General features: G+C 42.6%; 20 protein-coding genes. 9 read left to right on the top strand and 11 right to left on the bottom strand.

Annotation, left to right across the window (positions count from 1 at the left end; translation table 11 throughout):
- Nucleotides 1-291: 291 nt before the first annotated feature.
- From HMPREF1551_RS03415 to HMPREF1551_RS03380, 8 genes are all read left to right on the top strand, one after another.
- Nucleotides 292-4689, top strand: coding sequence for a translocation/assembly module TamB (locus HMPREF1551_RS03415; RefSeq protein WP_051317846.1), 4398 nt, complete (start codon nt 292-294; stop codon nt 4687-4689).
- A complete protein-coding gene (gene prmC / locus HMPREF1551_RS03410; RefSeq protein ID WP_021627637.1) occupies nt 4670-5536 on the top strand; it encodes a peptide chain release factor N(5)-glutamine methyltransferase in 867 nt (288 codons plus the stop codon). Before HMPREF1551_RS03415 ends, prmC begins: the two co-directional genes overlap by 20 nt.
- Before the next feature lie 18 nt (nt 5537-5554).
- Nucleotides 5555-6631 carry an AI-2E family transporter gene (locus HMPREF1551_RS03405; RefSeq protein WP_021627636.1) on the top strand — a complete coding sequence of 359 codons (1077 nt, stop codon included), beginning with the start codon at nt 5555-5557 and terminating at the stop codon, nt 6629-6631.
- Nucleotide 6632: 1 nt separating this feature from the next.
- Complete coding sequence (locus tag HMPREF1551_RS03400) at nt 6633-7829, top strand: THUMP-like domain-containing protein (protein ID WP_021627635.1); 1197 nt, start codon at nt 6633-6635, stop codon at nt 7827-7829.
- Between the two features lie 29 nt (nt 7830-7858).
- Nucleotides 7859-9115, top strand: a complete 1257-nt coding sequence (locus tag HMPREF1551_RS03395) for an ABC transporter permease (RefSeq protein ID WP_021627634.1) — start codon at nt 7859-7861, stop codon at nt 9113-9115.
- A 49-nt stretch (nt 9116-9164) separates the two neighbouring features.
- Nucleotides 9165-9740, top strand: a complete 576-nt coding sequence (locus tag HMPREF1551_RS03390) for a M15 family metallopeptidase (RefSeq protein ID WP_155851605.1) — start codon at nt 9165-9167, stop codon at nt 9738-9740.
- 113 nt (nt 9741-9853) lie between these two features.
- Nucleotides 9854-10519 (top strand): OmpH family outer membrane protein, encoded by a 666-nt coding sequence (locus tag HMPREF1551_RS03385; RefSeq protein ID WP_021627632.1) that lies wholly within the window; start codon nt 9854-9856, stop codon nt 10517-10519.
- Between the two features lie 57 nt (nt 10520-10576).
- Nucleotides 10577-11110, top strand: coding sequence for an OmpH family outer membrane protein (locus HMPREF1551_RS03380; protein ID WP_021627631.1), 534 nt, complete (start codon nt 10577-10579; stop codon nt 11108-11110).
- Nucleotides 11111-11199: 89 nt separating this feature from the next.
- Here HMPREF1551_RS03380 and HMPREF1551_RS03375 read toward each other — a convergent pair whose 3' ends face one another.
- Nucleotides 11200-11832, bottom strand: a complete 633-nt coding sequence (locus HMPREF1551_RS03375; protein ID WP_034544233.1) for an NAD(P)H-binding protein — start codon at nt 11830-11832, stop codon at nt 11200-11202.
- Between the two features lie 108 nt (nt 11833-11940).
- Here HMPREF1551_RS03375 and HMPREF1551_RS03370 point away from each other — a divergent pair, with 108 nt between their 5' ends.
- Nucleotides 11941-13515 carry a Na+/H+ antiporter gene (locus HMPREF1551_RS03370; protein ID WP_021627629.1) on the top strand — a complete coding sequence of 525 codons (1575 nt, stop codon included), beginning with the start codon at nt 11941-11943 and terminating at the stop codon, nt 13513-13515.
- Nucleotides 13516-13590: 75 nt separating this feature from the next.
- Here HMPREF1551_RS03370 and HMPREF1551_RS03365 read toward each other — a convergent pair whose 3' ends face one another.
- The 10 genes from HMPREF1551_RS03365 to HMPREF1551_RS13825 form a co-directional block, all read right to left on the bottom strand.
- Complete coding sequence (locus HMPREF1551_RS03365; protein WP_034544231.1) at nt 13591-13938, bottom strand: hypothetical protein; 348 nt, start codon at nt 13936-13938, stop codon at nt 13591-13593.
- Between the two features lie 41 nt (nt 13939-13979).
- Nucleotides 13980-14132 carry a hypothetical protein gene (locus HMPREF1551_RS13590; protein WP_021627627.1) on the bottom strand — a complete coding sequence of 51 codons (153 nt, stop codon included), beginning with the start codon at nt 14130-14132 and terminating at the stop codon, nt 13980-13982.
- Nucleotides 14133-14192: 60 nt separating this feature from the next.
- A complete protein-coding gene (locus HMPREF1551_RS03360; protein ID WP_021627626.1) occupies nt 14193-14729 on the bottom strand; it encodes a DUF4303 domain-containing protein in 537 nt (178 codons plus the stop codon).
- A 5-nt stretch (nt 14730-14734) separates the two neighbouring features.
- Entirely contained in the window at nt 14735-15745 is a 1011-nt protein-coding gene (locus HMPREF1551_RS03355; RefSeq protein WP_021627625.1) for a nucleotidyl transferase AbiEii/AbiGii toxin family protein, read from the bottom strand.
- Nucleotides 15732-16343 carry a DUF6088 family protein gene (locus HMPREF1551_RS03350; protein ID WP_021627624.1) on the bottom strand — a complete coding sequence of 204 codons (612 nt, stop codon included), beginning with the start codon at nt 16341-16343 and terminating at the stop codon, nt 15732-15734. The genes HMPREF1551_RS03355 and HMPREF1551_RS03350 overlap by 14 nt, the downstream gene beginning before the upstream one ends.
- A gap of 65 nt (nt 16344-16408) precedes the next feature.
- A complete protein-coding gene (locus HMPREF1551_RS03345; protein ID WP_021627623.1) occupies nt 16409-17470 on the bottom strand; it encodes a hypothetical protein in 1062 nt (353 codons plus the stop codon).
- Nucleotides 17471-17494: 24 nt separating this feature from the next.
- Entirely contained in the window at nt 17495-18433 is a 939-nt protein-coding gene (locus tag HMPREF1551_RS03340) for an SIMPL domain-containing protein (RefSeq protein ID WP_021627622.1), read from the bottom strand.
- 14 nt (nt 18434-18447) lie between these two features.
- Nucleotides 18448-18924: a hypothetical protein gene (locus HMPREF1551_RS03335; protein ID WP_021627621.1), complete on the bottom strand. Its 477-nt coding sequence runs from the start codon at nt 18922-18924 to the stop codon at nt 18448-18450.
- Nucleotides 18925-18939: 15 nt separating this feature from the next.
- A complete protein-coding gene (locus tag HMPREF1551_RS03330) occupies nt 18940-19881 on the bottom strand; it encodes a hypothetical protein (RefSeq protein ID WP_021627620.1) in 942 nt (313 codons plus the stop codon).
- A gap of 4 nt (nt 19882-19885) precedes the next feature.
- Nucleotides 19886-20062 (bottom strand): hypothetical protein, encoded by a 177-nt coding sequence (locus HMPREF1551_RS13825; RefSeq protein ID WP_021627619.1) that lies wholly within the window; start codon nt 20060-20062, stop codon nt 19886-19888.
- Nucleotides 20063-20362 lie beyond the last annotated feature (300 nt).

Here is a 20362-nt window from a genome sequence, read left to right as displayed (position 1 = left end):
AAAGGAAGTAGGTCTGTAGCTCGGTACCGACACTATTTAAGTTTCGTAAATTTATTTTTAATAATCTAAAAATCAATTATTTGCAAAAATCTTACGCTACCCCTTCATAAGGATAGTCTGCGAATACTTAGAGTGGTGTAGGTGTTCAGGGGAGCGGGGTATGTGAGGTGGGTAGTAATTTTTTTCTTTTTAAAAGTTCATCGAATGATTTTTTGTTGTACTTTTGTACCTGATTTTGTAGTTTCTCTATAATATTCCAAACGAGGGGTTTAAAAGTAAAAGTGTATTAAGGTGGTAAAGCGCATCTTTCGTATATTCAAGCTATTTGTAAAGTCCGTTTTCTATATACTCTTATTCATAGCGTTGTTGCTCATGTTGCCGGTGGTACAAACCAAGTTGGCTGGCATAGTGATGGATTATATCAATAAGGATTATAAGGTGGATATTCATGTGGAGCGAGTCTCCATAAGTCTCACGGGGATGGTAGGTCTTGATGGGGTACTCATTCGTGACCACCATCAGGATACGCTTATTGCAGCCCAATCAATACAAACCCCCTTGCTGAATCTGAAGGAGGTGACCCGGGGCAACCTCATCTTCTCCACCATTGAGGCCGAAGGCTTGGTGATGGATATGAAGACCTATAAGGGGGATACGCTCTCGAACTTGGATGTCTTCGTGTCCCGCTTCGATAGTGGAGCACCGCCCAGTCAGGAGCCTTTTATCATGAAGGCACAGACCGTAAGGCTCAAGGATAGCTATTTCCGCGTTTGTGACTACAACACTACGGCTGAGCAGGAAAATCCGGTACTGGTAGAGGTGGAGGGTATCACCGGCTTGGTGTCCGATTTTGATATCTTGGACTCCGAGGTCAGGCTCCAGATGAGTCATGCTTCCTTGCTCTACAACAAGCATCTTAGGGTGGAGGAACTCAATACCAACTTCTATTATTCCGATACGCTTATCTCTATCGATAAAACCCTGCTGAGAACCCCTTTTTCGCGCATCGATGCCGACCTGAGTTTTGCGCCCTATCAGGGGAGCTATGCCGATTTTCTTAATAAGGTGACTATCAAGGCCGCGCTACGCAGCTCTACAGTCAGCACCAACGACCTCAATGGCTTCTATGATGGCTTTGCGATGGAGAAAAACTTGGAAGTGGAGGGGAACCTCTCTGGGACACTCAATGACCTTTCTATCAAGGATATACACTTCTATCACGAACAAACCGCTATAGAGGGGGAGAATATACTGCTGCGCAATTCCTTTTCTTCGGATAAGGATTTTGTCTTCTGGGGTGATTTTCCTCACCTATCGACTTCCTATGGAGATGTGGTCTCACTTATGCCCAAGCTCTTACAGCATGCTATTCCCGAGCAGGTGCGCGATTTTGGCTTTATAGAAGGACAGGCGGAGGTGACTTATACCACCCAAGATTTCCTTATCGATGCGGATATCTTTACTCAAAAGGGTGATTTTATCATCCAAGGTTCCTTCTATGACCTGAATGATATCAGGGCTACTACCTATAAAGGGAAGTTGGAAACCTATCAGCTACAGTTGGGCTCCCTACTGGGAATCAAAGACTTAGGGAAACTATCAGCCAATTTACAATTTGATGGAAAGGGCTTGGATTTCAAGCGCTTGGATAGGCTTTCCTTGGAGGGGATGGTGCATTCGGTATTGTATAACAATTATTTGTATAAAGATATACAGCTTTCGGCAAATTGCCAGCAAAATAGAATCAAGGCAACCGCTTCCATAGGGGATGAGAACTTACAGATGGACTTCCAAGGAATGGCAGACATTCGCTCCTCCGAGCGTGCCAACTATACCCTTATAGGAGAGATGAAATATGTAGACCTCAAGGCCTTGGGTTTTGTTCAGAAGGATTCTATTGCCAAGCTAAAGGGAAGTATCGACCTGGATGTCACAGGCAATACGATAGATAATATGGTGGGGAAGATAGTGCTTAAGAATGCTTCGTATCAGAAAAATGACCAAAAGTATAATTTTGCTGATTTTTCTATAGGTATCCAAAAGGACACGACCAGCCTACGTACCATCACCCTGGAGTCTACTGATATTATTTCAGGAAAGATACAAGGAGAATTTAAGTTTGCTCAAATAGGGCAAGTGGCTGTCAATACCTTGGCTTATGGGTTCGAGAACTATAAGCCCTTTCCAGTTATGCAAGGGCAGTACCTGACTTTTGATATTAAGATCTACAACAAAATCGTAGAAATCTTCCTTCCAGAGCTTTCCTTCGCCCCTAATACGATTGTCAGAGGAAAACTCGTCGGGGATACCCATGATTTTAAGGTAAATTTCCGTTCGCCCTACATCAATATCTCAGATTATTCGCTACGTGGGGTCAATTTCGAATATGATAAGAAAAATCCTAAATTTCGTTCTCTTATCCAAGTATCCAGTATTAAGAACCCCCTCTATAGGATAGCGGAGCTTAATATATTGAATACTTCGGTGAGTGATACGCTCTTCTTCCAAACAGAGTTCAAGGGAGGGCAAAACTCCGAAGATGACTATGCAATCAAGTTCTATCATACGATCAACCAAAAAAGAGAATCCGAGATAGGAGTCAAGTCCTCATCCTTCTTCTTCAAGGGAAATGAATGGCATATTGATCCCAAGCGAGAGAACAAAGTGCTCATTAGCCATCGTATGGACTCCATCCAGATACGCCCTATTGCTTTGCGAAATGAGGAGCAGTCCATCACCCTCAACGGAAAACTCGCCAGGGAGGACAATTACAAAGACCTCCACTTAGTCTTCGATAAGGTAGATCTGAATAAGGTAACCCCTAATATGGAGCACCTCTTTTTGGGTGGACAGCTTAACGGACACCTTTCCCTCTTGCAGCGAAAGGAAAAGTATTACCCCATGGCCGACCTTACCCTAAGGGACTTTACCCTCAATCAGTATGATATGGGTGACCTGACGGCCTCTATCGTGGGAGATGAGAACCTTACGTCCTTCAGAACCAATGTAGAGTTCTTCAACCAAGAAGGAGAGGGAATGAACCTCTATGGGAATATCTTTGTCAAGGATAGCAAGACCTTCCTGGATATGCAATGTCTTATCAATGAGCAGAACCTCAAGCCTTTTGCGCCTTTTACTCAGGATATACTCTCCGACCTTCGAGGAACTCTATCGGGGCGAGCGACCCTTACAGGCCTGCTTACCAAGCCTAAGATCGAGGGAACTTTCATCGGTTCCAATATAGGGGCGGGCGTGCCCTATCTTAAGATAGACCTTCAGGCCGAAGAAAAGCTCAAGCTCAAGCTCAAAGATAACAAATTCACCATTGAGGAAACCGCCCTTACCGATACAGCTTTCCAGACTAAGGCCTATCTTAGTGGCGACATCTCCTATCGAGACCTCACCGACTGGTATCTCAATATCCATCTCGATAGCAAAGGCAAACGCTTCTTAGCCCTCAATACAGGCCCCAAGGACAACGATCTCTTCTATGGAACCGGATTTATCATAGGAAAAGCCTCTATCACTGGATCTGTCGATGCCCTTACCATAGGGGTGAATGCCGTCTCCGGAGAGGGAACCAAGTTCAAAATCCCGATGAGTGATACCCAAACCGTTGGAGATGATTCCTTTATTACCTTCGTCTCCAAGGGGAAAGTACAGCAACAAAAGGCTATAACCAAAACCTATCAAGGCCTCGAGATGCACTTCGAAGTGGATGTACTCCCTTCGGCCGAAGTGGAGATTATCGTAGATCCTAAGAATAACTCCAACCTCATCGGTCGAGGGGCTGGTACCCTCCTCTTGGAGATCAATACCAATGGGAAATTCAATATGTGGGGGGACTTTATCACCACCTCAGGCGAATATAACTTTAAGTACGAAGGACTGATTGATAAGAAATTCAAGGTGTTGCCCAACGGCTCCATCTCCTGGAATGGAGACCCCTTGGGGGCTTCCCTCCAGAACCTTAAGGCGGCTTATACCCTCTATGTGAATCCTTCTACCCTCTTGGATACCAACTATAATAGGAAAATACAGACCCAAGTTCAGATTGAGATACAAGGTGACTTGGCACACCCTCAAACGGTCTTCGATATCAAGTTCCCAGACAGTAGCCCGAGCCTGGTCTCTGAGCTGAATTATCACCTCGAAGATAGAGATAAAAAGCAGCTACAGGCCTTCTCTCTGCTCGCTCAAGGAAACTTCTTAAGCGATGCCACGGCAGGGGAGGGGCTTTTGGCACATAACATATTCGAAACTGCCGCCGGAATACTCAACCAATTGCTATCAAGCGACGATGATAAGCTCAACCTTGGCCTAAGCTATGAGAGCGGTACGGCAACCCCCAATAGGGCTTACAATAGCTCCGACCGATTGGGGATCACTGTCTCCACCCAAATTACCGATCGTATCTTATTTAACGGAAAACTTGGTATCCCTGTAGGAGGGGTGACCCAAACGGCCGTTGCCGGAGATTTCGAACTTCAGTTCCTGCTCACCAAGGATGGAAACCTCAGTGCCAAGATATTCAACCGAGAGAACGAACTTCAGCAGTACCTCTTGGACAAAATAGACTATTCCCAGGGTGCTGGATTGACCTACAAGGTTGATTTTGATACCTTCAAAGAACTCATACAAGGTATCTTCTCTAAAGCAAAAAATAAAAATGACCATAGGGGAATTTAAAAAATATTTTATAGAGACTTTCCGCAACTATGAGATCGTTGAGCGGAGTAGTATCCTCTCTATGCTCTTAGAAGAATCCTTGGGGATGAATAATGTGGAGGCTCATATCCATCATCATAAGGAAATCACAGCCGAGCAGCTATCCGAGCTCAAGCAGCGCTGCCAGCAATTGGCGCTTAATATTCCGGTGCAGTACAGCTACCAAAAAGCATATTTCTTCGGTTTAGAGTTCTATGTGGATCCCAGGGTGCTGATTCCTCGTCAGGAAACCGAAGAGCTGGTGGACTGGATCCTACAGACGATCATCGGCTGGGGAATCCCCCCGCTGCGTGTCTTGGATATAGGCACCGGAAGCGGTGCCATCGCCATCGCACTGAAAAAACAGTTGCCCCAATTGCAGCTAACGGCTATGGACATCAGTGCGGAGGCACTCGAAGTGGCTCAAGCCAATGCCAAGCGCAACAAGGTGGATATCTGCTTCCTACAGCAAGACATCTTGCAAGTAGAGGACTTAGGGCAGCCCTTTGATATCATCGTATCCAATCCGCCCTATGTGCGCGAACAGGAAAAACAGCAGATGCATCCCAATGTACTGGAACACGAGCCACACCTTGCCCTTTTTGTCCCCGATGACAACCCGTTGCTATTCTATGACAAAATAGCCACTATAGCCACCCGCAACCTCGACCCTCAAGGTAGCTTGTTCTTCGAGATTAACCAATATTTAGGAAAGGAAATGCTTCAAATGCTCCGGCAAAAAGGCTTCCACTCCAAATTGAGAAAAGACCTCAATGGCAACGACCGCATGATCATGAGTCAATTTGTCAATGAGCCAACCAACTATTAACCATTAATTATTAATCATTTGAACTCAAATACCATCGCACAAGGAATCCTCAAGGCAGTGGGGATTATAGTAGGTATCGTCCTACTGGTTTTAGGTCTTTATAAGCTACAGAATATCATCATCTATATCGTTATAGCGGCGATATTAGCCCTTATAGGCAGGCCTATTATACAGTTTTTCAAAAAACGCCTTAGATTCAAAAATACAGGGGCGACCCTCATCGCTATTGGAATTATTTTAGCCTCCTTTGCAGGAATTATCAGCCTTTTCGTACCATTGCTGATCTCACAAGGGAAGAACTTGGCCTCTATTGATTTTCAGGCCTTGAACGCTAATATCCATCGCTTCTTGGACGACCTGCTTCACTCCTTAGGCTTGGGCAGGCTCGACACTCAGGTGGACAATATCCCTGATTTGCTCAATATGGAAGACCTCTCCTCCATGCTCAACGGGTTTATAGGTATTATCAGTAATATAGGGATAGGGCTTTTCTCTGTGCTTTTTATCACCTTCTTCTTTATGAAGGATGGTACGGCTATTAGCAATAGTTTTTTAAGTTTGGTCAAGCGTGAGCGCTTGCCCCAGGTAAGAAAGACCATAGAAGACATCAAGCGCCTGCTCTCTCGCTATTTCTTGGGCTTGCTCCTACAACTGACGATTATCTTTATCCTTTTGACCATTGTATTGCTTATCTTTGGGGTGAAGGATGCCATGATTATTGCCTTCCTCTGTGCCTTGCTCAACCTTATTCCCTATGTAGGGCCTATGATAGGGGCGGTGGTAATCTCGGTGCTGACCATCTCCAACTTTATGGATGCCGACTTGCAGCATGTGATTTTGCCCAAGACCATTTATGTACTGATAGGCTTTCTGCTCACCCAACTGATTGATAATTTCTTTAGCCAGCCTATTATCTTCTCCAACTCTATGAAATCCAGTCCGTTGGAGATATTCATCGTGACCCTTATCAGTGGGACGCTCTTTGGGATTGTAGGGATGGTCATCGCCATTCCAGCCTATACGGTACTTAAGGTAATCCTCAAGGCTGTCTTCCCTCATAACAAACTCATACAAATGCTTACCGCTAAGATATAAGATGGTCAATCACCGATTATTAGCCCCTCAGGTACAGGCCTATCTACAAGCGCACTTCTTTGATGAGCCTTCTCAGTTTGCTCTTAAGAAATCTCCTTTCGAGGGGGTGAGTGGGGGCGAACTTGCCCAACAGCTCCTCGGTAGGCAGAAGGCTAAAGAGAAGTGGCCACTGTGGTATGGATTTCAAAATATCTACTACCCAGCCAAACTCTCCTTGGAGCAGGCCTCCTCGGAGGCTACCGCTCGCTATAAGGCTTCGCTGGTGGGAGAAGGAACCTTGCTGGATGCCACTGGCGGATTCGGGGTCGATGATTATTTCTTTGCCCAGCGCTGTGGCCATGTAACCCATTGTGAGTTACAAGAGGAACTCTCCCAGATAGTGGCGCATAACTTTGCCACTTTGGGGGCAGCCATTGACTGTGTAGCGGAAGACTCCTATACTTATTTGGAGCGTGAAGAAAAGCACTATGATGTGATTTACCTCGACCCCGCTCGCCGCGACAGCCACAAGCAGAAGGTTTTTTTCTTGGAAGATTGTACCCCCAATGTGCCCCAAACCTTGCATTTTCTTTGGCAGTATACCGATACGATTCTGCTCAAAGCCTCCCCCATGCTCGACATTAGCCGGGCACTGACCCAGCTGCCCCAAACCCATCAGGTACATATCGTAGCGGTAGGGGGAGAGGTCAAGGAACTGCTTTTCCTGCTCAAGAAAACACCCCTCGAGGGAGAGGTCTGGATCAAGACAGTCAATATGCTACCCACCCGTACCGATATCTTTAGTTTTTTCCCTTCAGAGAGAGAACAGATAGGTGTTCCCATAACTCGAGGCTATCTTCGCCCTTACCTCTATGAACCTAATGCTGCCTTGGTCAAGGGAAAAGGACTCTTCCCTGTAGGGCGTGCCTATGGCTTGGCCTACCTAAACAAGGACTCCCAACTGCTCTTAGGCGAAGACTATATCCCTGACTTCCCCGGGCGGGTCTTTCTCATCGATGAAATCCTTCCCTATGACCGAAAATGGCTCAAGAGTGGAAAGATAGATCAGGCCAATATCACCGTGCGTAACTTCCCGATGAAGGTGGCTGAGATACGCGAGCGTTTCTCCATAGCCGAGGGTGGTAACCGCTATTTGTTCTTCACCCTGGGAGGAATCAGAAATAAGCTCATGATTATTTGTCGCAAACCACTTGTATAATTACCAATAAAATCGTAACTTTGCACGATATGAAACAATTACGCCTTATCATCATTCGCGAATACCTCACTAAGGTACGCAATAAGTCTTTTCTGCTAATGACTTTCCTTACTCCATTGGCGGTGGTGGTCATGTCGCTGCTTATTGGTTACCTCACTCAGCTGAATAATAATACCCAACGGCATATAGAAGTCTTGGACGAAAGCGGCTATTTTCAAGAGATTTTCCAAAAGAGTCCCAACCTCTCGGTAAGCTATCACAAGCAGGGCGATTTGGAGCAACTCAAGCAGACGGCACGTTCTGAAAACGCTTATGGACTACTCTATATAGATAAGCAAGCCGCTCATTTTCAGTTTTTTAGTGAAGAAACCCCCAGTGTTACCTTTGTGGAGAGCCTACAAGGAACGCTCGAGAAAGGGCTTTTTCGTTATAACTTAGAACAGGCCTCTATCACTTCTTCCCAGATAGATGAGGCGCAGCAGCGGGTTTCCATCGCACTGGCCAACTTCTCTGGAGAAGAAAGCTCCCAGACCTTGGGTTGGCTCAAGCTCGCCTTTGGAGGTGTTGCGGGTTACCTACTGATGATGTTTATCGTAATCTATGGCAATATGGTTATGCGCAGCGTCATAGAAGAAAAAGTCAATCGTATTATGGAGGTGATTGTCTCCTCGGTAAGGCCAAGTATCCTACTCTTAGGCAAGATTATAGGCACCTCACTGGTGGGACTAACCCAGTTTGTTATCTGGGTGGTGATTGCAGGAATTCTCTTGTCCTTTCTCTCTTCGCCTACAGCAACTCAGGTCGCCCCTACAGCTGACCCACATCTTTTGGTCAATATTATAAATGAAATTAACAGCCTACCTTTGGCTAAACTATTGATATCCTTTTTCCTATTTTTCATAGGGGGGTACCTCACCTATAGTGCTTTTTTTGCAACCATAGGAGCCGCTGTGGATAGTGAAACCGATACCCAACAGTTTCTCTTTCCTGTACTACTTCCGCTGATTTTGGCCATTTACATAGGCTTCTTTACTGTAATTGAAGACCCTCACGGTGTCGTATCGGTAATCTTTTCCTATATTCCACTAACCTCCCCTGTGGTGATGCTCATGCGTATTCCTTTTGGGGTGTCATGGGGAGAGCTAATCCTTTCTTTGGCGCTGCTCTATGGCTTTTTCTTCTTGGCCATATGGGTCTCTGCTCGTATCTATCGTATAGGAATCCTCTCCTACGGGAAAAAACCTTCTTACAAAGAACTGATCAAATGGCTTAGAATGCCCAACTAAAATAATGAGAACAACCCCATTTTTATATTTCTTTATAGTCTTTCTTCTTATGGGAGGCACCAAGGGACAAGCGCTTAAGGGAAAATTTGTCAATATCAAAACCCTTTCTCCAGAGTTTGTCTTGGATATAAAGTATGCAACGGCTGACAATTTCCTAAAACAAGCAGTCTATGACTGTGGAGAATGTTACCTTCGTGAGGCTACAGCTAAGGCCTTGCTAGCCGCTCAAAAGGACTTCCTCAAGCGGGGCTATACCCTCAAGCTGTTCGACTGCTATCGCCCCCTCTCAGTACAGAAGAAGATGTGGAAAATCCTCCCTGGCACCCATTATGTGGCCAATCCTGCCAAAGGTTCCAAGCACAATAGGGGAGCGGCAGTGGATCTCACCTTAGTCGATTTGGCTACCGGTAAGGAGCTGGATATGGGTACCCCCTTCGATACCTTTTCGCCCCGTGCCCACCATACCTATACCCAGTTGCCCAAGGAGGTCTTGGACAACCGAAAGCTACTGAAAGAGGTCTTGAACAAATACAATTTCAAATCCATCTATTCCGAGTGGTGGCACTACGAATACCGACCCGAAATGACTGCCCCTGTGGAGGATATCCCCTGGGATTGTGATTAAGAGTATATAAATAAAATCTCTAAAAACATCATAAAAAGCATAAATAATATATAAATCAATATTGTTCGAGAAAAAATTGCTAACTTTGGCACGATATTTTATATATCTAAATTATGAAAATAAAACTCTTTTCTATCACACTCTTCCTGCTTACCTTTAGCACATCGCTATGGGCACAGAAAATAGCAAGCCGTATTGCCTATGTGGATATGGACTATATCCTAGCCAATATGGATGAATATAAGGTGGCCAGCGAGCAGCTCTCCCAGAAGGTAGCTCAGTGGGAAAAAGAAATAGAACAAAAACAAGCGGAAATCAAAAGCCGCCAGGAAAAACTCGAGGCCGAAAAACCGCTCCTTACCCCACAAACCATTAAGGATAAGGAAGAGGAAATACAGGTGCTTACCCAAAGCCTTGAGGACTATAAGCAAAAACGATTCGGCGCCGAGACAGGAGACTATATCACCCAGCGATGGAGCCTTATCCAACCCATACAAGGACAAGTGTTCAACATCACTCAGGAAATAGCCAAAACACGCAAGTTCGACTATATCCTCACCTCCGAAGATGCCGCAGCGATCTATGCCACTGAGAAAAATGATATTACCAAGGTAGTCCTCCGCCTGCTCAAGCGCAAGGATAATGCCGAAGATCGTAACAAGGAAATCAGTACCCTGCTCAAAGAAAACTTCGGTATGGATTTCAAAAATGAAAAACAACAAGGAAAAACAAAGAATAATAACAATAAAGAAAAACAAAAAACGAAGAATACAAAGTAGTGAAAAGTCACTAAGGATTCATAACTAAGAACTAAAAACTAATTAAACATACAAATAATGATAAGAAAAATTAGAAATTGGGTAATTGCAGCTGCTTTTTTACTTGGAGGTACAACAGTAGCTATGGCACAAGCAAAGGTAGCGCATATTGATTCACAGAAGCTCCTTAAGGAAATGCCTGAAATGAAAAAAGCACAAGCAGAACTACAAAAGGTAGAACAATCCTTCACCAATGATATTCAGGCTTCTATCAAGGAATATCAAAAGAAATTAGAGGATTTCCAACGCAAGGTGAACGCCCTTACCGAAGCACAACTCAAAGAAAAACAAGCAGAACTTGAGAAAGAACAACGTGCTTTGGAAACCATGCAGAATAACATCCGCCAGGCACAACAAACCGCCGCTGAGGAATACCAAAAGAAAAGCCAAGCCCTTATAGAACCTATTATGGAAAAGGCTAAAAAGGCAGTAGAGAAAGTAGCCAAAGCCCAAGGATACCAATATGTATTGGATTCCGCTACCGGTGGAGGAGTTATCTTCGCCGATGGTAAAGACCTCTTCAATGATGTAAAGAAAGAATTGGGATTCTAAAATAGTGACTAACGATAAATGACAAATGACTAATATCTAACAGATATTAGTCATTTGTCATTATAAAAGGTCATTTGTCACTTTCTCTATCAAAAGATTTTATCAAGCACAAAGGTATGTATCCCTTCAGTAGTAGTTGCTACTTTTTGACGCATTCTTTCAGCCAAGACAGCCGTAGGCATAGGACGAAACTGCTTGAATAGGCCTATTTTATTGAGAAGCTGTATGACTTTTAGGGAGAAATTTTCCCCACCTCGGTCACTATCCTTGCGAATAAGTATAGAGGGATTGAAGATCAGCAAGCGCTGAAAACCAAGCGCTCTGACAGCTTCTTCCAACTGTCCTTTTATACGATTATAGAAGAACTTAGATTGCGCATTGGCCATTGCAGCTGAGAGGAGTACAAAGGTGGATACCCCATTGGCTTTGCACTGCTGTGCAAAGTGGTATTGATAGTCGTAATCTACCCGCCTCTGGGCTTCTTTGCTACCTGCTGCGGCTAAGGTAGTGCCTAAGCAAGAGAAAGCTACCTCACCACGGAGCAAATCACTCCACGCCTCAGGGGTCTCAAAATCAACCACATGGGTGTGTAGCTTGGGGTGGGTGAGGTTCATAGGTTTGCGTACAAAGCAATGCACCTCGCTATAAGTGTCGTCAGCTAAAAGCTGTGTCACTAAGTCTTTTCCGGTGGCGCCTGTGGCGCCGATAATAAGGGCTTTCATAAAGAAAGAATTTAGAGAGGCAAAGATACAAAAAAACTTCATTGTCAAGAAAATTATTGCTCAATAGCTAAAATATAACTATTTTTGCCTCTTCATATTGATAAAATTATGGTACAATATTTCCCTTACCTATTACTCCTAATGGTAGCTATTATGCTACTGATAATGTTTGCAAACCGGCTCAAGGTGGCGTACCCTATTCTTTTGGTGTTAGGAGGATTGGCAATTAGCTTTATTCCCAATGTTCCAACCATTACACTCAACCCCGATTTGGTACTTATCATTTTCTTACCGCCTCTTCTGTATGCCGATGTTTTTTCGCTATCACTGAAAGAGATGTGGAAATGGCGCCGCATAATCTTTAGTCTTGCCTTTATAGTAGTTTTTATCACGGCTGCTGCGGTGGCGTGGGTAGCCAATATGGTATTCCCTGGGTTTTCGTTAGCGTTAGGTTTCCTTTTGGGGGGCGTGATAGGCTCTACCGATGCGGTGAGTGCTTCAACGATAATGAAGTTTGTAAAGGTGCCTAAACGCATTTCAACCATCATAGAAAGCGAGAGTTTGCTAAATGATGCCTCTTCACTGATAGTGTTTAGGTTTGCCGCTTTGGTGGTCACTACCGGTCAGCTGGTGTGGACGGATATGGCACTGAATTTTCTTTGGGTAGTTATTGGCGGAACGCTTATAGGCTTGGCAGTAGCGTGGGTGATGCGTAAAATACACAAATTTCTCCCTACCGATGCTAATATGGATGTTATTCTCTCTGTTGTAGCACCTTATATGATGTATATTGTGGCAAACGAAATGGGTGCTTCGGGAGTGTTGGCAGTAGTAGCAGGCAGTATGTATATGTCGCTGCACCTTACTAGTATTTTCGCTGCCTCTACACGCAACAAAGGGGTGGCGGTATGGGATATTTTAGGCTTTGTGCTCAACGGACTTGCTTTTATGCTGATAGGTCTTGCTTTGCCTGAAGTACTCGAAGGGATAGAAGCTGAAGGGATTAGCTTACTAACAGCCACGAGTTACGGGCTGCTCATCACAGGGGTAGTAGTAGGGGTACGACTGCTATCATCATATGGGGCTGTACTCACCACCCAAGTAATGAAACACTTTATCACAGTAGCCGACAGGCGGAACCCTGGCTTTCGGGTACCTTTGGTACTGGGTTGGGCAGGAATGCGCGGGGTGCTTTCACTCGCAGTAGCCCTTTCTATCCCTCTAACTTTAGAGAACGGCGAGCCTTTTCCGCATCGCAATCTCATTCTCTACATCACTTTTATCGTAATATTGGTAACTCTACTCGTACAAGGGCTTAGCTTGCCGGCTCTTATCCGTTGGGCTAAATTCCCTGATTATGAAGATCATATTCCTGAAGATGAAGCCGAAAGCTTTATTAGGAAATCATTAGCGCAAGCGGCTTTGGATTATATGCAAGAGCATTACAAAGAAGGAATAACGGATAGTTTTCTGTTACAGAATCAAAAAGATATATGGCAATACCAACTCGATACCCCCAAGTGTAGTACTACTGCCGAAGTGCGGAAGATATACATCGCTATTTTGCATCATCAGCGAGAGATATTGCAACAACTGAACAAAAATCCACGTATTGATGAAGAACAAATACGCAATTTCCACCGACAGTTGAATTTAGAAGAAGAAAAGTGGGAAATGAATTAGTTAATTTGCCGATTTGCGAATTTGTCTTGTAGGTACGAGCGTCTCGCTCGTACCCTCAGAACATATTGTTTTATATTAATCAGTTTCTTTTTCGTATTTGTCTCCGTGAAAGTAATCGTAAGCACTCACTTCCAATTCCCCCCAATCAGAAATAAGACACCCTTCTTTATCGTATATACTATAAACTTGCTGTATGTTGCCTATGGGGCATTCACCGTCTAAGCCTAATAGCACGCCGTAAAACACATCGTTTAACAACAGGTCAATCACTTCTTCTAATTGTTCTTTTTGAGTACTGCTCAGTGCCATTTTTTTTATTTTGGTATTTACAGCTGAAGGATAGTCTGGTTGTACCTGAAAGCACGACTTTAAAAACTTTAGCTTTTCAATATAAAAATTCTTTGCAAATTCGTCTGAGGTCATAATGTTAATTAGCTGATATGTCAATTTGTTCATTACTTAGTTTAATAATTGTTGGTAGATTTGGAAATCCTCGTCTTTTTTTGCAAAAGGTATTCTTTCTTTTTAAGGGTACGCTCACTAAAAAGCGCACAGAGGGCTTCTATTTGTTCGGTTTCCTCCGAAATGTATTTAGCAAAGTGCTGTTGTAAAGACATAAATCTATTTATAATTAGCTTATATGGGCAAAAGTTTTAAAATGTTATAAAAAAGAAATATTAGCCAAAAATACCAAGCCATTCCTCTATATTTTCAGCCTTATTAAAGTATAACGCTCTTTCTATATCGGTATCATCAGGGGGCATTAGTTCTACATTTATATACACTTGTTCTCGTACTTGGTTGAGGGCAAAAATACCCGTCTCGTCCAGCTTTTTCATCGCATATACCATAGCAGCAAGTCGTAAGTTGTATTCCTTATCCCATTGTTCTTCATTGTTGTAATCCATAAGAGAATCACGCTCCTCAAATAATTGCTTTACCTGCCGAAAATATTCCTCATAACCAAAAGCGTAATAAGGGCTATCGGCAAATGAGTATTTGTAGTATGGTATTTCCTCTTCGGGGATAGATCTCTCATTTACCAATCGCTCTAAAGCTTCCACCGACCACGCCGCAATACAAGGTGGAAGAGCCTCACCCGTAGTGAGTAGCACACAATAGTAATAATGCTCTCCGTTTTCAAAGAGTTTTAAAAATGCTTTTTGAGTAGCCTCAAAAATAGCTTCGCCTAACGGTTGTAGTTCAGGGGACATTTTGTTTAGTTCTGTTTTTCTACATTATGAAATCTATTCTCTAAGATATGTATTCTCTCTAAGAGTTTATTAAAAGGCAAGGAATCTCCATATATCATTGACTCTTGCATCTCTTGATAGTCCTTTTCCCATACAGCGACTACATTAGAGGGAGGTATCAATTGTATTCTTTTTCGTATATCAGGCGTATAATCTACTCCTAAAACACTAGTAAAGAGTTTTCTATGGTGCGCAATAGTCTCCCACAATTCATTGTTACTGATAGCTTCTATTGCAAAAGATTCGTCCATCATTTTCTCTAAATCATACAAGTGTCGTGATTTTCTCTCTGCCTTATCCCCTTTGTGAGTTGTGAATAATTCATGTAATAGGAAGGCTTTTTCTAAAAAGGTCTTAGCAGGAGAGGCTGTTGTAATAATCACAGAAACCATATCTGTTTCAATTTGTTGGAAAGTAGAGGTTATTAAGCTCTTAACTTGTGTAGGCTCTGTAGGTTCAAAAAGCGAACGAGTACCCACTTCTAAAACTACCTTTGGTTGTAGATAGTCAATACTGCTAAATAATGACTGATAAAAGACTTCTACTTTTCTGGGTTCAGGATAGGTGTTATCTCCTTCACCATTAGGTTGTGCTATGATAGTGCAAAACTTTTGTAATCCAAAATTTTCTATAACTTGTTTGAGTGCTATAGTAAATTCTTTTTCAACAAACAAAGATGATTGCTTCCTAAGTTGTTTGATTTGTTTTTTTGTTAAATCTCTTTCATAACCAAAGTAATTTCTGTCAATAACTAAATCTATGTCTTCTGAAAAACGATGAATCAACCCATAAGATTTACTAAGAGAAGTACCTCCTTTGAAAAGGAGTTGGCTTGCAAAAGGCAATGTAAATAAAAGCTGCAAAAGAGTTGTGACCCATAAATCTTTTTCTACTGCTTGTATAGGGAGTCCTATACGTGCAGCAGTTTGGGTAATTACCGTTTTTTGTTGTTCTGGTGTGAGGTTAAAGTAATTCATACAGCTGTTTTATAAGGGTTCTTATCCAAGAGGGCATCAGTTTATAATCTACAGAGATTTTACTTTCTGGAATATTCAAGAGTATTTTTCTTAGCGCTTCAGTATGTTCTTGTGTAATATGCGGTGCTCCTATCTCTTTCAAAGCAAAAACTATTAGTTGGGCTGTTTTATTCTGAAAAGAAAGGTTTTTAGGGGTGGTGTGTTTAAAGCAGAGTTGATGTCCGTCAAACAACTGAATTTTGCGAGCAGTACCATCGGTCATAAACACTATATTCATTGGTACTTGTGTGGTTAGCCCCAGTATATTCATAGCATAAGCACCTGCAGGAGCAATACGAATCTTATCACGCTTGGCAATACTTTGAGCGATTTGTTCGTAAGAAGGATAGAGTACCCCCAAACCTAAAGTTTTATCGTACTTAGGATAATAGTAAATACCACGAGCTATACGAATAAGTTTGCCTATATGGGTAAGCCGTTCTAATGATTTGAGTATGGTTTTTATTTCAGCTAAGGCTACAAAATCATTAGGGAAAAACACATTTCCCTTCCCGCATTTTGATAACCTTTTAAGTATTTTATCATCAGTACTTTCCATACGATACAAGCTATTATTTTGTCGCAAAAATACACTTTTTTTGCGACAAAACAAGCGTGTTTTTATTATACTTTCTTCAAAAAAGAATCTTCTATATCGCTTACCACTACCACAAAATCATCGGTAGAAGGAATGCTAAGAGATACCCATTCTTCTTTGAGGCGTTTGGCACAAGAGACTAATAGTTTTGTGGCAGCACTGCTCTTTTCTTGCATTTCAGTCTCTTGGTTGAAGAGGTCAAAGAGGGCCGTGTCTTCATTGTCTGTTTCAATTTCTATGGTATGGGCATAGTCGGCAGTGTTCCAAAGTAAGCTATCGGCTCTTTTTCCGTAGCTTTCCTTCCATTCGAGCCTTTCGCTTTCAGTGCCAAAACCTATTGTTGGAGGCATTATATATTGGTAATCAAAGGCTATATTCAGACAATACAAAGGCTCTGGGATAGGATAGGCTTTGATTGCAGGAATTAACAACGCATAGAAGCGCTCGGCTACACGCTCCGAGAGCTTTTTATAACTCACTTTCTTATCTTTCTTCTGATACCATACCCCTCCATCTTTCCCTGTAATACTATTGAGCTCGCCCAGCATATCATAGGTATAGACAAAACCACGTTCAAAGCCTTCTTCAGCCGAATGATCATCTTTCTCTATCCAATCACAGCTTATAAGTTTATCATTTTCATAGAACATTGTCTTCTGTGACCATTTATTGCCTTTAAAAGCTGCATAGATAGCCTGCAATAGCCCATTTTTATAGACAAATATCTTTGTGTTGATACATCTTTTTTCCTTAAAATAATCAAAATGATAACTGATAATTTGGCTGTCTTCTCGGAAGTAGAAAGTTTCATAACACTGTCCTTTAAACTCAGTATAACTGCGTTCCACTATAATCTCATCGTTGGCATTTACGCCATATTGATATTTATCCTCTGCATTTTCGGGAGTTTCTTTAAGGATTTTACTCTTGGGAAAGCGATTTTGCTCGAAATAAAAAGGCTCTAAGGAGAAGAGTCCCACGCCTTTTGCTGCCCAAAACCAACGCACTACTTGCGCTTCTATTTGGGCTTTCAACGCTGGGTAATTCGCTTGGGCTTGGTCGTAAAGTTTTCTTGCTTGTTCGTTCATAAGATTTATATTAGTAGGAAAAAGCTAAGGGAGGTTTATCTTCTTGAGTTCGCCTGAAGGGGTGAGTAATAGTACCTCTTTAGCTTTGTTTTTATCAGAGCGATTCACACTCATTTTCATCTCATAGACCACTTGTATCATTGGCTCTACAATAATAGGGTTGAGCACTACATCAAAATCTCGGTTGGTGATAGGTTGGTAATACTGGGTAACCGTCTTGCTGGCTTGCATGACATTGCCTGCTCGCTTGTTCGGTATAGGAGTACTACTATAGGCCTCATAGGTGTTATATAGCTCTGAAGGAGAGGTTAGGGAAAAGCCATCGGTTATCTTCTTTTCAGCGGAGGCAAAGCCCTCGCCAAGGGTAGTCTCATAGAGCTTTTGTTTTTCAGCAAAGGCGGCTTTGACCTTCTCTTTGAGTTCTTTCTTTATAGTATCTAACTGTGTACTGTAGTAGTCCATACGCACGAGGTCATAAATCTCACTATTGGCCAAGAGGGTGATCAGCTCATTGAGACGAGTAGCCTCATGGAGTTTGATATGCAAGTTTTGCTTGAGTTCGAAGCCTGTAGGCACTTCATTGTAGGTACGCTTGCTAAATACCTTCTTCTCGGTCTCAAATTCGTACATAGGGACAAAGGAGATCATATCCACAAAAGCCTCCATGTTCTTAGCCTTTAGGGCAGAGAGCACAGGGGAAAGACGCTGGCTCATCAGGGAGGTAGCCTCTTCGGCGGTCTTTCCTGTCTGTACTACACTAAAAATAGCTACAAAGGCATCGGCCTTGATATTGGCCAGTCCCTTGGCTGAGACCACCATATCGTAATTGGAGGGGAAATCAACCGAAAAGTTGCTGTTACTGATGCTATTTCGGCCTCTGTTTTGGTAATTGAGGTTTCCTGAGGCCTGCCCAAAACAGAGTGTAGTGCTCACAAGGGCTACGGAGAAAAAGAAATTTTTCATATTATTTTCTGTTTTTATATTTTTAATGGTATGGTTGCCCCTACTGAGAAGCGGAATTGGCCACTCTCAAAAGGGTAGTTTTCGCTTATATCACCCCAAGGGAATGCGTATCCTGCTTTTACGTAGAAAATAAGAATTTGGAAACCTGCTTCGGGGGCAAAGTAATAGGGGGAAAAAATCAACTGAGGGCGCAACATAAGCACAGGGATGTCTATAAAACTACCATGAGAAACATCAGCTCTGATCCATGCTGAGAGTTGCGCTTCGGGGATAGCGATGAGTTTTTTGTCTTCCGAACGGAAATTGCCCGCAAGTCCTGCCAATAGTACAATTTTTTTGCTGTCATAACAGCTGAAATGTAGCCCCAACTGTCCATAGCTACTACCTTGCTTGAGGTAGCTGACATCTATGGTGGGGATTCCCTCATCAGAGGTCTGGGCTACAGCAGGCAGCACTACCCACATATATAGCAGTAAAAGGAGTTTTCTCATTACATTGCGATTTTATTATTTCAGCATAAGCATATTGACCTCTTGGATAAAGAAGTTGAGGTTTTGGTTCAGTGAATGTATCACCGACTGCATTTGGTCAAACATCTCGGCACGGGTATGCAAATCACCCGCATTATAGACACCTCCATCGCTAAAAACTACGGCTTTCAGTGCCTTTTCTTTGTCATTGTCAAAAAGATGTTTGATCCATCTTCTTTGTGTATTTTGCAAAACGGAGCTTTCTCCTGAATTGGTAAAACGAGGTTCGTTGATCATATACCATACAAAGGGCGGAAATTCAATATCATTTTTCTCGGTGATAAAACAACGCAACAGATTGCGAGGGTGTTGTAGTATTATCTTTTTCCCTTTGGGATTAAGCGTAAGGAAGCTCAAGCCCGCACCGAGTATCCCGCTACCTACAGCAACTCCCTTATTCCAACCATCATCGGCTATATAAGCGCCCGCCACAGCGGAGGCTGCTCCCACAAGTATGGAGGCTACCGTAAGGCGGGTAACATTTTTGTCATTGATATTACTCAGGGTAGTGGCTATTTGGTCGATGCGTTCTTCTTCACAATCCAACTCCGCAGTTACCGAATTCATCTGTGAGAAAATAGCGTTAATCTTGCTATGGATTTCTATTTTTAAAGTATTGCGCTTTAGTTGTGCTTGCTCAGAAGGATCATCGGCCAAAGCGATTAATGATAATAAAGCCTCATCGGTATCGGAGGCATAAGCGATCAGGATATTTCTGGAGGATAGTTTTCCTTCGAAAAGTTTTTTGCCCAACGCAAGCTTGGCTTCATCAATTACTATGGGTGCTTCTTTCTCCTTTGTCACTGTATAGGGTGGGGGAACACAATAGTCATCAGGAGCTTTTATTTTCTTGGAAGATGCACAACTTATACAGAGTAAAAGGATAGGTAAAAAAAGGTGCTTGAAACTTATATTCATAGAATTAATTTTCGTATTTTTCTGTAAAATAGGAGACCACAAGAGCAACCGAAATAGCTATACACACGCAGAGGTCACCCACGATGGCTAAAGGGAATAGGAGGGCGGTTCTGAGGGTACTACCAAAAGTTTTTTGGCGTTTTTCCAAAAGGTGTAGGGTAATGAATATTTTTAGGTTCAAAAATGGGCTATTTAGTGCGGCAAATATACGAAAAATAATGACTAATTTTGTATATTTGTAGCTTTATAGATAAATAGTTACCTTTGATTATGTACCCAATAAAAACGAGTGATTTTTTCAATCATACCCTAAATAAGGAATTATGGGATATTGATATTGTCAGGAATCTCTCAGAAGATTCTTTTGCAACGAGAAGTAGTATTTTATACGCTATATATTCATCAAAATACAAGATAGAGTTCTGCTTTAAAAAAAATAGAAAGCTCTACTATATTAACGTGAGTTCGATATAAGAAAGTT

Origin of the sequence: Capnocytophaga sp. oral taxon 863 str. F0517 (assembly GCF_000466425.1) — a bacterium.
GTDB lineage: Bacteria > Bacteroidota > Bacteroidia > Flavobacteriales > Flavobacteriaceae > Capnocytophaga.
This window is presented reverse-complemented; position numbering and strand designations above follow the sequence as displayed.